The 15,247-nt window shown below is 40.8% G+C and carries 11 protein-coding genes and 1 pseudogene; 1 reads left to right on the forward strand and 11 read right to left on the reverse strand.

Going from position 1 to position 15,247, the window contains the following annotated elements; all coding sequences use genetic code 11:
* Positions 1-4: 4 nt before the first annotated feature.
* The 8 genes and pseudogenes from murC to N8L39_RS03495 form a co-directional block, all read right to left on the reverse strand.
* Positions 5-1,339: a UDP-N-acetylmuramate--L-alanine ligase gene (gene murC / locus N8L39_RS03460; protein ID WP_261009675.1), complete on the reverse strand. Its 1,335-nt coding sequence runs from the start codon at positions 1,337-1,339 to the stop codon at positions 5-7.
* A 10-nt stretch (positions 1,340-1,349) separates the two neighbouring features.
* Entirely contained in the window at positions 1,350-1,967 is a 618-nt protein-coding gene (locus N8L39_RS03465) for a divisome accessory protein ZapJ (protein ID WP_261009674.1), read from the reverse strand.
* Between the two features lie 47 nt (positions 1,968-2,014).
* On the reverse strand, positions 2,015-5,113 hold the full coding sequence (locus tag N8L39_RS03470) for a pilus expression-regulating Snf2 family helicase (protein WP_261009673.1): 3,099 nt from the start codon (positions 5,111-5,113) through the stop codon (positions 2,015-2,017).
* A 92-nt stretch (positions 5,114-5,205) separates the two neighbouring features.
* Entirely contained in the window at positions 5,206-6,372 is a 1,167-nt protein-coding gene (locus tag N8L39_RS03475) for a MalY/PatB family protein (RefSeq protein ID WP_261009672.1), read from the reverse strand.
* A gap of 7 nt (positions 6,373-6,379) precedes the next feature.
* The gene (locus tag N8L39_RS03480; protein WP_261009671.1) at positions 6,380-7,474 is read right to left on the reverse strand and encodes a cystathionine gamma-synthase; all 1,095 of its coding nucleotides are present in this window, start codon (positions 7,472-7,474) and stop codon (positions 6,380-6,382) included.
* A gap of 164 nt (positions 7,475-7,638) precedes the next feature.
* The gene (locus N8L39_RS03485; protein ID WP_261009670.1) at positions 7,639-8,094 is read right to left on the reverse strand and encodes a hypothetical protein; all 456 of its coding nucleotides are present in this window, start codon (positions 8,092-8,094) and stop codon (positions 7,639-7,641) included.
* Positions 8,095-8,407: 313 nt separating this feature from the next.
* Positions 8,408-10,366, reverse strand: a pseudogene (locus N8L39_RS03490) (peptide ABC transporter substrate-binding protein).
* Positions 10,367-10,569: 203 nt separating this feature from the next.
* On the reverse strand, positions 10,570-12,192 hold the full coding sequence (locus N8L39_RS03495; protein WP_261009669.1) for a putative polysaccharide biosynthesis protein: 1,623 nt from the start codon (positions 12,190-12,192) through the stop codon (positions 10,570-10,572).
* 105 nt (positions 12,193-12,297) lie between these two features.
* Between N8L39_RS03495 and N8L39_RS03500 the strand changes: the two genes are divergently transcribed.
* Complete coding sequence (locus N8L39_RS03500; RefSeq protein WP_261009668.1) at positions 12,298-13,743, forward strand: UDP-N-acetylmuramoyl-L-alanyl-D-glutamate--L-lysine ligase; 1,446 nt, start codon at positions 12,298-12,300, stop codon at positions 13,741-13,743.
* Between the two features lie 46 nt (positions 13,744-13,789).
* On the opposite strand, the gene N8L39_RS03505 is transcribed toward N8L39_RS03500, so the two are convergent.
* The 3 genes from N8L39_RS03505 to N8L39_RS03515 all read right to left on the reverse strand — a co-directional run bounded on the left by N8L39_RS03505 (position 13,790) and on the right by N8L39_RS03515 (position 15,229).
* Complete coding sequence (locus N8L39_RS03505) at positions 13,790-13,981, reverse strand: CsbD family protein (RefSeq protein ID WP_000051184.1); 192 nt, start codon at positions 13,979-13,981, stop codon at positions 13,790-13,792.
* A gap of 101 nt (positions 13,982-14,082) precedes the next feature.
* Positions 14,083-14,733 carry a DUF1803 domain-containing protein gene (locus N8L39_RS03510; protein WP_261009667.1) on the reverse strand — a complete coding sequence of 217 codons (651 nt, stop codon included), beginning with the start codon at positions 14,731-14,733 and terminating at the stop codon, positions 14,083-14,085.
* The gene (locus N8L39_RS03515; protein ID WP_261009666.1) at positions 14,717-15,229 is read right to left on the reverse strand and encodes a YiiX/YebB-like N1pC/P60 family cysteine hydrolase; all 513 of its coding nucleotides are present in this window, start codon (positions 15,227-15,229) and stop codon (positions 14,717-14,719) included. Before N8L39_RS03515 ends, N8L39_RS03510 begins: the two co-directional genes overlap by 17 nt.
* Positions 15,230-15,247 lie beyond the last annotated feature (18 nt).

Here is a 15,247-nt window from a genome sequence, read left to right on the forward strand (position 1 = left end):
AATCCTATTGAACATTGCTTGTCAAGTTAGACAAGAGTCGCTCAAATGAGTATTCATAGGTTTGGATATCTCCTGCTCCCATAAAGACGTAAACAGCATTGTCATGGTCTAGGAGTGGAGAAACATTTTCAACAGTGATCACTTGGTGTTTCTTATTGATTTTATTGGCTAGGTCTTCTACCTTAACATCACCATGGTCTACTTCACGAGCTGACCCATAAATTTGCGCTAGGTAAACTGCATCCGCTTGGTTCAAAGCGTGGGCAAATTCGTCCAACAAAGCAATGGTTCTTGTAAAAGTATGAGGTTGGAAGACTGCTACAATTTCCCTGCTTGGGTATTTCTGACGAGCTGCATCCAAGGTTGCAATGATTTCTGTTGGATGGTGGGCAAAGTCATCGATAATAACTGTGTCATTGACAATTTTCTCAGTGAAACGACGCTTAACACCGGCAAATGTTTTCAAGTGTTCACGCACCAAGTTCAAATCAAATCCTGCTGTGTAAAGAAGACCAATAACGGCTGTCGCATTCATGATATTGTGACGACCAAAGGTTGGAATGTGGAATTGCCCTAATTCTTGACCACGGAAATGAACTGTGAAGGTTGAACCAGTTGTTGAACGAAGAAGATCACTAGCTACAAAGTCATTACCTTCTGCTTCAAAACCATAATAATAAATTGGTGCATCAGACGTAATCTTACGCAATTCTGCATCTTCACCATAAACAAAGAGACCCTTAGTAATTTGTTTGGCATAGTCGTTAAAGGCATTGAAAACATCCTCTAGACTTGTGAAGTAGTCTGGATGGTCAAAGTCAATATTGGTGATGATAGAGTATTCTGGGTGGTAAGGCATGAAATGACGCTCATATTCGTCAGATTCAAAGACAAAATATTTGGCATTGGCTGAACCACGACCTGTCCCGTCTCCAATCAAGAAGCTAGTATCTGTGATATGAGACAAGACATGAGACAACATACCTGTAGTTGAAGTTTTTCCGTGCGCACCTGCTACTCCCATGCTGACAAAGTCACGCATAAAGCTACCTAGGAACTCGTGGTAACGTTTGTAGCTGATACCATTTTGGTTTGCATAGGCAATTTCGACGTTGTTATCTGGACGAAAGGCATTTCCAGCGATAATTTCCATATCACCGTCTAGATTCTTTTCATCAAAAGGAAGAATGCTAATACCTGCCTGCTCCAGACCGCGTTGAGTAAAGTAGTATTTTTCAACATCTGATCCTTGAACCTTGTGCCCCATTTGGTGCAACATCAAGGCCAAGGCACTCATACCTGATCCCTTAATTCCGATAAAATGATATGTCTTTGGCATGATTTCTCCCCTATTCTGTAATTCTGGTCAGATTCAACTCTTGGGCAACCTGACGTTCTTGTTCTGTTTGTTGATTCTTTTTATTGTAGATTTGGCTCTTCTTCAGAAAATCATAGTTGTTTTTCTTTGGGCCTGAAGTTTCTTTTGGCTCAGCTTGAGTCGAAATATTGTTCACTTCTTCCGCCAAGATGTAATGAGACTGAGTCAATTTTTGACTGTATTTGACAAATTCGCCAGGATTTTCCTTTTGGAAAGGCGCGGTAGGTTGATTGCCCTGTCTATCCAAACGTTGCTGAGAAGGGCGCCTTGTAGGAGTAATATCCTTAGTCAGATAACTTGCTGAGCGTTTCTTTTTCAAATCCGCACGCGCTTCTTCACGTGCCACCTCCGCATAGCTCTTTCCTTCTTTTTTAACTCCTAAACCAGCCTTCTTAGGTTTCTCTACGGGCTTTTCAATCGGTTTTGCTGGTTTTTCTTCAGTAATAGGGGCCCACTCCAGATAATTCTTATCACGGTATTCTCCCTTGATATTACTGATAAAGTCAGATTCATCGTAGAGATCCATAACCGGCATTTCAGTCAGCATGACCTCATCATCTGACACCAATGGAAATCGTTCTTCTCTCATTTTCTATTTCCTTTCAACACTTCATTATAGCGTATTGTCTTGATTTTTCAAGTGCTGGCTTCAGAAATTCCCAAAATTTCTCTAATTTCTGCTAGGCTGAGACTGCCACGTGACTCTGTTCCATCCAATACTTGTGACACTAGATGTTTCTTTTGTTCTTGGAGTTCCTGAATTTTTTCTTCAATGGTTCCCCTGGTCACTAAGCGATAAACCTCAACCGTTTCTTCCTGACCTATCCGATGGGCACGGCCAATAGCTTGCGCTTCCACCGCAGGATTCCACCAAAGGTCAACCAAAATAACCGTATCAGCACCTGTCAGGTTTAGACCGACACCACCAGCCTTTAGGGAAATCAAAAAGGCATCTCTTTCCCCTTGGTTAAAGGCCTTGGTCATGTCTTGTCTTTCCTTGGCTGGGGTCGAACCCGTAATTTTAAAGGATGTCATGCCCAAGTCTGGCAGTTCTTGTTCTATTTTCTCCAACATTCCCTTGAACTGAGAGAAAATCAAGACACGGTGTCCGCCGTCTGCCACCTGTACCAGCAGGTCTCGGAGACTATCCAGTTTGCCACTGGCTCCCTGATAATCCTCCATAAAGAGGGCAGGGGTATCACAGATTTGGCGCAATCGCATCAGACCAGACAAGATTTCCACCCGACTTCGCTGAAATTCCTGGTCTGACACTTGAGCCAGACGGTCCCGCATCTGTTGCAACTGGGCTAGATAGATAGCCTTTTGCTGGTCTTCCAGTTCATTCTTATAAACCACTTCGATCAAGTCTGGCAATTCGGTCAGAACTTCTTCTTTCTTGCGCCGCATGACGAAAGGCTTGATAAACTGAGCCACTCGCTCTGCTGGTAATTTCATAAATTCTTTCTTGCTTGGCAAGAGTCCTGGCATGACGATTTGGAAAATAGACCACAACTCACCCAGATGATTTTCAATAGGAGTCCCTGACAAGGCAAAGACTGACGGCACCACAAATTGTCTCAAGGTCTGGGCAATCTTGGTCTGGGCATTTTTCATAACCTGAGCTTCATCTAAGAAAAGGAAGTCAAAGGCCATCCCCTGATAAAGCTCACTGTCCTGACGGAAGGTAGCATAGCTCGTCACATAGATTTGATGGCTTTCAGCAAGAATCTCCTCACGACTAGCTTTCAAATCATGAACAACAGCCACATCCAACTGTGGGGCAAATTTCTGAAACTCATCTGCCCAGTTGTAAATCAAACCTGACGGTGCTAAAATCAAGACTCGACTTTCTTTTGTCACTTGACTGGTCAAAAAAGCAATGGTCTGAAGAGTTTTCCCCAATCCCATATCATCAGCCAAAATCCCACCAAAACCATAATGATAGAGCATTTGTAGCCAGCTGATTCCCTTTTCCTGATAATCTCGCAAATCAGCCTGAACCTGAGTTGCTTGTCTAGGGAAGTCCTCTGGATGCGTCAAATCATGAGCCAGATTCTGGAATTCTTGTGAAAAAGAAACACGGTCACGTCCTTCAAAGAGATGAGCTAAACTATAAGCCAAGGATTTCCGAGCCTGCAAGGTCCCATCTTTTAATTCAAATTGTCCTAGTTCCTGTAGATTTTGGCGAATTTTCTTGGTTTCTTCATCAAAAAAGTAGACTTGATTAGACGCACCAATGTAAAAATCTTGATTGGCAACCAAGGCCTGCATGGCTTGGTCGATTTCCTCTTGGGCGATATCTTCAAAATCAAACTGGATTTCCAAGAGACCTCCCTTGGAAGCAATTTGCACTTGAGGGCTTGCTAGACTATAAAGATCTTCTAACTTGTCTGATAGGTCAACATTCCCAATTTTTTCAAATACTGGAATGATTTCATGAAAGAAATGATAGACAGACTCCGCTTTTAGGGCCTGACGCCAAGATTGAAAATCTGCTTCAAAACCAGCTGACAAACAGACTTGGAAAATTCTTTCTTCCAAATCAGCATCACTCGAAAATGGTAATTCTTCTAACTCTTGTCGGCTAGATACCTTCCTGTCTCCATAATCAAACTGAATTTCTAAACGAATCCGATTGTCTTCTTCCCTGTCAAAGTAAAAAGAGGGCGCAAAAGTTTTAATTTGTAGACGTTCTGGAGCTGAAACGGTCCCCATCTGGCTAAAAAGAGTTAAACAAGAAGCTAACTTATCTCGGTCACTGCTATCAAATTGCAGGTATTTCTTTCCATGTTGATCCAAAGGCAACGCTTTGATTTCCTTGAGAAGGCGCATCTGCTGGTCTGTTAGAAAATAAACCTGACCTTTATGGAAAAGTACTGCTCCCTGATAAAAGACATTGACCCTATGACTCTCACTGATTTCCATTTCAAAATAATCTGAGTATTCTGTTACTGTAAAGGCAAATAGATTAGCATCCGCATGCAAATCCTGAAAAAGCAGAGTCTGATAGCTATCCACTTGATGGTCAAATTGAAAATGAGGCAAGGTCATCAGTAAATTCACACCCTGCTCAAAAAAGGTCAGAGGGAAAAAGAGATGCCGACCTTGGTTTTGGAAAAAGAGGTCTGGTGCCAATCCTTCCTCCATTAGTCCGCGTAAGAAAGTCAGAAGCTCTTGACTTTCCTCATTAAAGGCTTCCCAAGACAGAGACTCCTCATAAGTTTTACCAATCATATAAGGTTTTCTCTTCTCGACGACTTTTAAAAAGAGCGGAATATCCCGAATGACGTAGTATTTTTGGCTATTGATTTGACCGATTCTCAGAGTCCACAAGATATGATTGCTTCCTGCTTCCACCTGACCCACAGCTGACAACTCATAGGTTCGGCCTGATTTTGGAGATAAGATTCGTTCCAAAAATTTTCCACCCAAGGTCACCTTGGTTTCAACGGCCTCTTTTTCCTCATGACCTTCTTCCAGGCTTTGCAAGATTTCCTGACCACGCTCATCATTTTTCAGAAAATGCTCCAGAGCTGCCAAATGCACACAGTAGCCCCTCTTTTGGAAAAAATCGCAGGCACAAAAAACCAAATCATCCTCTAAACTATAGCGCAGTTCTTCTTCTGCAACGCGAGCGTAGAGCCGATTGTTCTTTTCCTTGATAATGTCAACCTTACCAGTTTCATAAAGGGCAACGCCTTCGATACGGACTTTCCCCGGAATCAATTTAGCCATATTTTTACCTTTACCTTATCTTTTTATTATACCATATTTTCCCCTATGAAAATAGCCTTCTAGAGATACTTTTCTCCTAGAAGGCTGGATTTTTAAAGTTTGGCAAAAGTCGTCACAATTCGCTGACACACTTCTTGCAGCAGAGATTTAGGCATGGCTACATTGAGGCGGGCATGGAGACTTCCTTCCTCCCCAAAATCCAAACCACGGTTGAGGATAACCTTAGCTTCATTTCTCAAAAGCTCTTGCAATGTTTCATCAGTCAGGTCATAGGCTGAAAAATCAAGCCAAATCAAGTAGGTTCCTTGCGGTTTCATGACCTTGATTTTAGTCTCTTTTCCAAATAGATCCACCACATAATTAATATGGTCTTCAAAGACTTGCTTGAGTTCCTCTAACCAATCTTTACCGTATCGATAGGCAGCTTCTGTCGCCAAATAACCCAAGCCTGAAATTTCATGCTGGTTATTGGCCAACTGGCGTTTCTGGTAAGCCACTCGCAACTTAGGATTTTCAATAACTGCATATGAATTTTTTGTTCCAGCGATGTTAAAGGTTTTAGTGGCACTACTCAAGACGATAGCAAATTCTTTAAAGTCAGGGTTGACAGTATTGAAGGAATGATGCTTGTGACCAAAGAGGGCCAAATCTTGGTGAATCTCATCCGAAACCAAGAAAACACCGTGTTTTTGGCAGAGTTGACCAATCTTCTCCAACACTTCTTTTTCCCAAACACGTCCACCGGGATTGTGAGGATTGCAGAGAATATAAAGTTTGACATCCTCTTCCACCAAATCCTTTTCAAGTCGGTCAAAGTCAATCTCAAACAGACCATCCTTTTCTACCAAAGAATTGGTAATCAATCTGCGGTTATTCAACTTGACACTGCGAGCAAAGGGTGGATAGACAGGTGTGTTAATCAAAACCGCCTCGCCTTCTTTTGTAAAGGCTTGAATAGCTGTTGAGATGGCTGGTACCACACCCTCGATAAAGACAAGAGCCTCTTTGTCAAAGTGGTAACCGTGTTGTGTAGCTTCCCACTTTTGAACTTCCTTAATTAACTCTTCACTGGCATAGGTATAGCCATAAACCAGTTGATCAGCGTAAGTCTGCACGACTTGGCGTATTTCAGGCAAGACTACAAAGTCCATATCCGCTATCCAAGCTGGTAAGACTTCGCTATCCGTTTCTGCCTCTTTCCACTTATAGGTATGGTGCCCTAAACGATTGGGCAGACTTGTAAAATCATATTTTCCCATCTTTGTCTTATCCTTCTAATGCTTGGCGCAAATCTGCAATCAAATCTCTAGCATCCTCAATCCCAATTGACAAGCGCAAGAGGTCATCTGTCAAACCATAAGAATGGCGCACTTCTGCTGGAATATCAGCGTGAGTTTGCGTCGTTGGATAAGTAATGAGACTTTCTACCCCACCCAAACTTTCCGCAAACGAGAATACCTTAAGACTGTTCAAGATATGTGGAATGCGTGTTTCATCCGCTACCTTAAAGGAAATCATGCCCCCACGACCAGTGTAGAGAACTTCCTTAACTGCTGGAGAATCCTTCAAAAAGTCAACCACTTCTTGGGCATTAGCTGTTGAGCGCTCCATACGAAGAGACAAGGTCTTGAGACCACGAATCAATTGATAACTGTCAAACGGAGACAAGACTGCCCCTGTCGTATTGAGATTGTAGAAGAGTTTCTCGTATAGTTCTAAACTATTGGTCACAACCACTCCAGCCAAGACATCATTGTGTCCTGCTAGATACTTGGTTGCTGAATGGAGAACGATATCTGCTCCATCTTCAATCGGACGTTGGTAGATAGGGCTGTAGAAAGTATTGTCCACCACCACTTTGGCACCCTTAGCATGAGCCAACTTTGCTAGTTTTTCGATATCAAATTCCAACATCAAAGGGTTGGTTGGTGTTTCGATATAGAGAACATCCACGTCCTTTTCTAACTCGGCAATCAACTCTTCTTCTGTATTGGCATAGGTAAAATGGAAACGGCCTTCCTGCTCCACTTGGTTGAACCAGCGGAAAGAACCTCCGTAAAGGTCACGCACTGCTAAAACCTTACTTCCTACTGGAAAGACGCTAAAGGCCAATACAATTGCTGACATCCCTGAGCTAGTCGCTAGGGCATAATCTGCGGACTCAATAGCTGCCAAGACTTCTTCTGCCTTACTGCGAGTTGGATTTTTGGTGCGCGTATAGTCAAATCCAGTAGATTTACCAAACTCTGGATGCTGATAGGTCGTTGAAAAATGAAGCGGTGTCACCAAAGCACCTGTCGCTTTATCTGACTTAATACCCGCCTGGGCCAAAATTGTGTTGATGTGTAATTCCTTGCTCATACAATACCTCCAAATCTATAGTAACTATTGTACCACTTATTTTCATCAACTCATTTTCTTCTTTTCAAGAGCTAGTTATAGTTTCAAACTATAGACTTATCGAGTAAAGCTAAAAAGAATCCAGAAAAGCTTCCAGATTCTTTTGTGACAATGATTGCTAGGCCTTACTTAGATCGAAAGAAATCCTGTTGGGCCAAATAGTCATAATGCTCTTTGTTAAATTGATATTGGCCCACATGCTGACCAATCTGACCGACATCCACGGAAAAAATATAGGCTTCATTTTGATAGTTCCAGTTCAGCCTAACTGTATTCAAGACTGTCTTATAAGTAAAATCTTGAACTTGATTCCAAGGCATCTCTACGACTTGATTAGAGCGATTTTCAGTTATATCACTGATGTCCATCAAGTAAATTCCCTTAGGTGTGAATGCCAGAATCTTAGGCTTCACACTCGACTGAACATAGTAGGAACCGCCTATAACGAAAAAATCAATAAAGGATTTCAACCATGTCTTTTTCTTGAAAGCCATCAGAAAATTCTTTTGTCCTTCAACGTGACAACTTGAAAGAAATGATGCAATCTGTTTTTCTGTTGCAAACTCCATAATAGCGCCCATGATGATACCTCCCTATTAGTAAATAGCCAGTTAAGAATTCTTCATTTAAAGAAGAACTTATCAATTATTGAGTTTTATCTTACTTTTACAGTAGACGGCATCCCCTCCTATAAAATAATCCTAGCATGTGTATACTTCAGTTAACACTGGAAGAGGATTTAAAAAAATAGCTTCTCACAACTTTTATTATATTCATTATATCATAAATTTGATAAACAATTTAAAAAATGTAAGCACTTTTCTTCCAACTTCGCCATCATTCTATAAAAAAACGACAGTTTCTTTTGAAACCATCGTTTGTCTTGAAAAATCCTTATTTGACATGTTTTGCCAATTCTTCTTGGGCTTTTTTATTGGATTCTTCTTTTTCTTTCAGCCATTTTTCTTTGGCTTTTTCATATTCATCTTTTGTGACTGTTTTATCTTGTACTTTGAGATATTTATATGATTCGATACCTTTATTACCAGCTAATGAATATGGTGTTGAGAAAGGAACAACTTTTCTCAATGTTGGTGTTCCACCCTTAGAAACATTTGGAATCGCTAAAGCGCTATCTACCAACCACGCTTGGATATCAGCATACTTTTCATAGCGTTTTGCAAGATCTTGTTCCTTATTGGCTTCTTCCAACATTTGAGTGTAGACATCCAATCCAACAGCCTTGGCTTTGTCATTGGCTTCACCTGGCTCTAAACCTAGATTTTGCAACAAACCACCAGAATTAAGATTGAAGACATCAAGATAGGTTGAAGGATCTTGGTAATCAGGACCCCAACCACCGTTGTATAGATCATAATCCTTCTGAGCTGCTGTCTGAGCCAAATAGCTTGTATTATCATAATCTTCAGTAGTAAGTTGTTGAATATCAATTACAACATTTTCTGCACCTAAAGCTGCTTCAATAGATTGCTTCATAGAATTTGCCTCTTGAACGCCCTGTTTAGCAGCTTGGTCAACTGTCATGTCCAAGTGGATAGGGAATTGAACTCCTTTAGCTTGGAGTTCTTTCTTAGCCTCTGCAAATTTAGCCTTGGCTTTTTCAGCATTGTAGTATGGATCTTGGGCATCAGCAAAGTTGATTCCTTGCCATTCCTTACCGTAGTTAACCATTTTAGACGCAACTACTTCACCAAAGTCTTTGCCATTGATACTTACGAAGTTTGGTGGAACGACTAGGTTACGCAAAATCTTGGTTGCACCATCCTCTCCTTGAGATTGAGCCCCGTAAGCTGTTCGGTCATAGGCAAAGTTAATGGCTTGACGGAAGTTTTTATTAAGAACCGCTTCCTGAGTCGATTTCTTTTCAGCATCACTTGTCTTGGAAGTGAATTTATAAGATTTTCTATCTAGGTTAAAGTTTAAGAAATAAGAAGTGGCATCTTGCAAGCTATAGATGATATTGTCCTTATTCTTTTCTTTAATACCTTCAAAGCTTGCACTATTTGGATAAAGGCGAGCATAACTATAAGCTCCCTCAACAAAGTTACGAGCTAGTGCATCTTGGTCACTACCATCATAATAAGCCAATTTCACATCATCTACAAAGACATTTTTAGCATCCCAGTAGTTCGGATTTTTCTTAAATTCAATAACAGATTTTGAAACAAAGGATTTCATCAAGAAAGGTCCATTATACAAAATGCTAGATGGGTCTACCTTCCCAAAATCATCCCCTTTTGATTTCAAGAAATCTGCATTGACTGGGAAGAGAATGGTTGAAGTTGTTTTTGAGTTCCAGTAAGATTCTGGTCGTGTCAAGGTATATTGAACAGTTTGGTCATCAAGAGCCTTAACTCAGACAGTTGAAAAGTCGCTTGTTTTACCAGTGATATAGTCATCTAAACCAGCAACGGATTCTTGCACTAAGTACAAGGCTTCTGATTTTTTATCAGCCGCATATTTCAAACCAGTGACAAAATCTTGGGCAGTTACAGGAGCATATTCATCTCCATCTGCAGTATACCATTTAGCATCTTTACGCAGTTTATAGGTATAGGTCAAACCATCTTGAGAAACACTCCAATCCTCTGCCAAAGATGGAATATAGTTTCCATACTGGTCATTTTCCATGAGACCATCTACCAGATTGGTCACAATATCATTGGTTGTTGCACGGTTTTCTGCTAGATAATTCAAACTAGACGGATCACTGGTATAAACATAGTTATATGTTTTTGACCCTGTGCTAGAACTTCCACACGCGCTTAATAAAATACCTGCACTTAACACGACACCTGCAAGTGCTGCATACTTGGCTTTAGACTTTTTCATCTCCAGAACCTCCTGATTTAAATATTTGTCTTATTATACAACTTGAGTTTTATTTAGTCAATAGCTTTTTAAGTAAAATTTAAGAAAAATAAAATTTCTATCTACAAACTATAGAAATTATTCTACAAAATAATAAAAAGAGAATAATTCAAGCATTTCATGATAGAAATGTTCAAATTATTCCTTTTATTTATAAATGTTTTTTAAGTTAACTTTAATTTGATTCGTAAGCGATCTGCTTGAGCTTTTCCAATCACCTTGTCCAATAGACGGGTACGGAGACTCATGACTCCGTAAACTCCTCCACCCATGGCACCAACAAGAACTACATATAGGAAACTCCACAAACGTCCACTTGGTTGGAAGACAAATCCTAAAATCCACTGGAATGTCCCAACTACTAGAAACATGAAAATAGTTAACAAACTGATTAAAATGGTTCGTTTCAAAATCACCTTGCGCTTAACACCAGTTACCTTGCAAATGTCCCGATACATCAAAACATTAGGAATGATGAGCCCAATTGTTGTAGAAATCAAAGGCCCGTAACTGTGAAACAGAGCGATGGTTGGAAGTTGCAAGACCAGCTTGGCAATGGAACCATAGATAAAATAGAGAACGGCCTTGCGGTTGCGGAACATGGCCTGAAGCATTGGGGACAAGACCATGTACAAGCCTAAAATAGTAGACTGCAAAACTGCAAAGACAAACAAGCCCATAGCCAAACTATCTGGCTTGCCATAGAAGACAGTATAGAGAGGTTCTCCTACCATGACTACTCCAACCGTTGCTGGTAGCAAGAATAGGAAAAGCATAGTGATGCTGTCCTGAACGAGACGAGAAGCCGCCTTCAAGTCCCCCTTGACATAGTTTTCAGTCAAAAGTGGCAACCCTACACTCCCAATCGAAACCCCAACAGAAATCAAAATCATAGTGATTTTATTAGGATTGGCAGAGAAATAAGAAAACATGACAACCAAGTCTCCTTTACTATAGTTGGTAAACCACTTCATGCTATTGATAAAGGTATTTTGGTCCAAAATCTGGAAAAGCTGGATAGCAGACCCTGTCAGGATAAAAGGAATGGCTTCCTTAATGGTGTCGACCAAAAGACGCTTGCTGTTTATCTTATCTCCTGTTTCAAGGACTCTTTTAAGTAATCCTTCTTTGGCAAGGAAATAGATCAAAACTGCAAAACTAGCTACCATGCCGACAAAGGCAGCAAAGGTGGATTGGGTAACCGCTGCTAGATAATCTCCTGAGCCCATTTTCATAATCATAAAGGTAGCTAAGAGCATCCAGATAACGCGAATGACCTGCTCAGCGATTTGGCTCATGGCATAAGGTTTCAGGTTATTCATCCCTTGGAAGAAGCCTCGGATAACACTCATAGATGGGAAAATCAAGACCGCCCAAGCCAAGCTCTGCATGATTGGGATCAGGTCTTTCCCTACACCCGACAAATCTGCTAGCCAAGGAGCAAAGATATACAAGACTAGTGCAAAAACAAGACCTAATCCAGTCATAAAGCCTAAAAAGCTCCGAATCAGGGCAAAGCTATGCTCTTCTTCTCGCATGGTATTGTACTTGGCAACTTGCTTGGCCACCGCAACTGGAATCCCTGCTGTTGAAATCAGCAAGAACCAGGCATAGATATTGTAGCCCATGGTAAAGAGACCATTTGCTGTAGCCGCATAAGACCCCATCCAGATATACCAAGGGATGATATAAATGGCACCGAGTAGACGACTGATAAAGTTACTAGCCGTTAGCCAAGCAGTCCCCCGTAACATCTGGGCCTGCTGGTGATTGTTTTCGTTAGACATAGATTCCTCATTTAATTTTAATCACTAGGAAAAATTCCTCATCTTCCATTATAAACTTTTCCTTGTCACTTGTAAATTTACGACTTTCGGTTTACAATAGAAAGTATGATAAAGATTGAAACCGTATTAGATATTTTAAAGAAAGATGATCTCTTCCGCGAGATTATCGATCAAGGACACTACCACTACAACTACAGCAATGCCATCTTTGATACCATCTGCTATGACAGTCGCAAGGCTAAAGAAAAAAGCCTCTTTTTCGTTAAAGGTGCTGCCTTTAAGAAGGAATTCCTGATTTCTGCCATCTCTCAAGGCCTCGGTTGGTATGTGGCTGAAGAAGACTATGAAGTTGGTATTCCTGCTATTATCGTCAGCGATATCAAGAAAGCCATGAGTTTGGTAGCTATGGAATTTTATGGAAATCCACAGGAAAAACTCAAACTCCTTGCCTTTACTGGTACTAAGGGTAAAACAACAGCAGCCTATTTCGCTTATAACATCTTATCTCAAGGGCATCGACCTGCTATGCTCTCGACCATGAACACAACTCTAGATGGCAAGACTTTCTTTAAGTCTGCATTAACAACCCCTGAGAGTATTGATCTCTTTGATATGATGAATCAGGCTGTGCAAAATGACCGTACCCACCTCATCATGGAAGTATCCAGTCAGGCCTATCTGGTCAAACGTGTCTATGGTCTAACCTTTGATGTGGGAGTTTTCCTCAATATCAGCCCCGACCATATCGGCCCGATTGAACACCCTAGCTTTGAAGACTACTTCTACCACAAGCGTCTCTTGATGAAAAATAGCCGAGCAGTCATCATTAACAGTGACATGGACCACTTTTCAGTCTTGAAAGAACAAGTGGAAGATCAAGACCATGATTTCTACGGTAGCCAGTCTGATAACCAAATCGAGAATTCTAAAGCCTTTAGCTTTTTAGCTACGGGTAAACTCGCTGGAGATTATGATATTCAACTGATTGGGCACTTCAATCAAGAAAATGCCGTTGCTGCTGGACTTGCTTGTCTTCGTCTCGGAGCAAGTCTTGAGGACATTAAAAAAGGAATCGCTGCAACCCGTGTTCCTGGTCGTATGGAAGTCCTCACTCAGAAAAATGGAGCCAAGGTTTTCATCGACTACGCCCACAATGGGGATAGTCTAAAAAAACTAATCAATGTTGTAGAGACTCATCAAACAGGAAAGATTGCTCTGGTTCTCGGTTCGACAGGAAATAAGGGAGAAAGTCGTCGTAAGGACTTTGGCCTCCTCCTCAATCAACACCCTGAGATTCAAGTCTTTTTGACTGCTGATGACCCTAACTATGAAGACCCAATGGCCATTGCAGATGAAATTAGTAGCTACATCAATCATCCTGTTGAAAAAATTGCGGATCGCCAAGAAGCCATCAAGGCAGCTATGACTATCACAAATCACGAATTAGATGCAGTTATTATCGCCGGTAAGGGAGCCGATTGCTACCAAATCGTCCAAGGCAAGAAAGAAGCCTATCCTGGTGATGCAGCCGTCGCAGAAAATTATTTATAAGATAGTAAAAAATCAAGGGAAATGAAACCCTTGATTTTTTCTATTTTTATTTAAAAGCGTTTTTCAAACCTTCAACAGCACCTTCTACAGCACCTTTAGCATCTTCAACTACTTCTTTTGCCTTAGCAACTGTCTTTTCTACAGCGCCTTCTGCTTCAGTCTTGCTATCCCCAGTAACTTTACCAAATCCTTCTTTGATAGCGCCTGTTGCTTGTTCCAATTTGTTTTCAAGTGACATATGATTGTCTCCTTTAATTTTATTCCGATATGTGTTACCGGTTACATATAGTTTATACCGAATACTAAGGAAAGTCAAACAATGTGCTCAGAAAGAAGAAATCAGACCAAGTAGAAAGTTAATCTTTCCTTATCAAAATCGACGGCCAACTCATACTTTCCATCTTCATTTTGAACAATATAACCTAGGACAACTAAACTGTCCACAAAGATATCACGGCGTTTCTGCATAAGCTGGTCTTTTTTGAGAAATTTTAGCAAAAAAGTTGTCATATATTTGAGAGCATACTCAGGATTAACATCTCCCAAAATGTCGTAAAGTCCCTGCTGTTTTTCTGTCAAAGGATACTGATGTTTGACCTTGTAGAAATAATTGGAAAGGGTCATTTTAGTCCGCGCAAAGTCCGTCTTTTCAACTAAAATAGCAGCATTGGTTTGATTGCGCAATTCCGTCTCAAAACTCTGCTCTAACAAGGCTTGATAGGCCGGACTGTCTTCGCTGACAAAAATCTCTTGATCCAGTTCGAGACTATCGAGTGATTCAAGCATAGGAAAATTAAGGTAATAACGCTTATTTTCTCGTAGAATCAAGCCTGCCTTTATATAATCTTCCATGAGTTTATCAACTGCAACATCTGGAAATTGAGCCTTAATTTCTCGCAAAATAACATCCTCATGCTGGTCCAGATAGCGGATCAATTCTCTAAAAAATGGCTGTCTCGTCAAACGAGATGGATTAAAAATCTGAATCATGAAGATTCCTTTCTTTACATTCTAACAGAGGCGATGCTACCAACTGACTGGGATTGGTCCCAGCTTGGTTCAGAGGCACAGGCAGACCTAGTTCTCTATAATACTCTCTCCAAAAATCACTAACGTCCTGCTTCCCATCACCAAATTTCATAGGTATGGTTTCAAAAATGGGGAGAATTTCTGCCATATACTGGGAGCAATAAAAACCAGCTCCATCTGGATAGAAAGAAGCATTATAAGGAGCTCCAAGATGTTTGCAAGCTTTTTCCTTCACAGACTGGATATCCATTTCTGGGTAAACATAGAGGTCGTATAAGTGATTGGACTCAAAGAAGTCTGCTGGTTCCTGACAGATAACACCCGCCTTTCCACTAACATGATAAATCATCCCATCCAAATAAATCGCAACATGGTTATAGTTGCCTGTGGAAGTCTGGATGGCCTGTCCCATATCTGACTCATCTCTCACAAAAATCAAATCGCCATTTTCTAACATGCTTCACTCCTAGAAAAA

It is taken from the genome of Streptococcus mitis (assembly GCF_946190285.1).
Taxonomy (GTDB): Bacteria; Bacillota; Bacilli; order Lactobacillales; family Streptococcaceae; genus Streptococcus; species Streptococcus mitis_CP.

What these genes read in the sequence shown, in the direction of transcription:
- murC (WP_261009675.1), bottom strand. Translation starts at nt 1,339, where the DNA reads ATGCCAAAGACATATCATTTTATCGGAATTAAGGGATCAGGTATGAGT.
- N8L39_RS03465 (WP_261009674.1), bottom strand. Translation starts at nt 1,967, where the DNA reads ATGAGAGAAGAACGATTTCCATTGGTGTCAGATGATGAGGTCATGCTG.
- N8L39_RS03470 (WP_261009673.1), bottom strand. Translation starts at nt 5,113, where the DNA reads ATGGCTAAATTGATTCCGGGGAAAGTCCGTATCGAAGGCGTTGCCCTT.
- N8L39_RS03475 (WP_261009672.1), bottom strand. Translation starts at nt 6,372, where the DNA reads ATGGGAAAATATGATTTTACAAGTCTGCCCAATCGTTTAGGGCACCAT.
- N8L39_RS03480 (WP_261009671.1), bottom strand. Translation starts at nt 7,474, where the DNA reads ATGAGCAAGGAATTACACATCAACACAATTTTGGCCCAGGCGGGTATT.
- N8L39_RS03485 (WP_261009670.1), bottom strand. Translation starts at nt 8,094, where the DNA reads ATGGGCGCTATTATGGAGTTTGCAACAGAAAAACAGATTGCATCATTT.
- N8L39_RS03495 (WP_261009669.1), bottom strand. Translation starts at nt 12,192, where the DNA reads ATGTCTAACGAAAACAATCACCAGCAGGCCCAGATGTTACGGGGGACT.
- N8L39_RS03500 (WP_261009668.1), top strand. Translation starts at nt 12,298, where the DNA reads ATGATAAAGATTGAAACCGTATTAGATATTTTAAAGAAAGATGATCTC.
- N8L39_RS03505 (WP_000051184.1), bottom strand. Translation starts at nt 13,981, where the DNA reads ATGTCACTTGAAAACAAATTGGAACAAGCAACAGGCGCTATCAAAGAA.
- N8L39_RS03510 (WP_261009667.1), bottom strand. Translation starts at nt 14,733, where the DNA reads ATGATTCAGATTTTTAATCCATCTCGTTTGACGAGACAGCCATTTTTT.
- N8L39_RS03515 (WP_261009666.1), bottom strand. Translation starts at nt 15,229, where the DNA reads ATGTTAGAAAATGGCGATTTGATTTTTGTGAGAGATGAGTCAGATATG.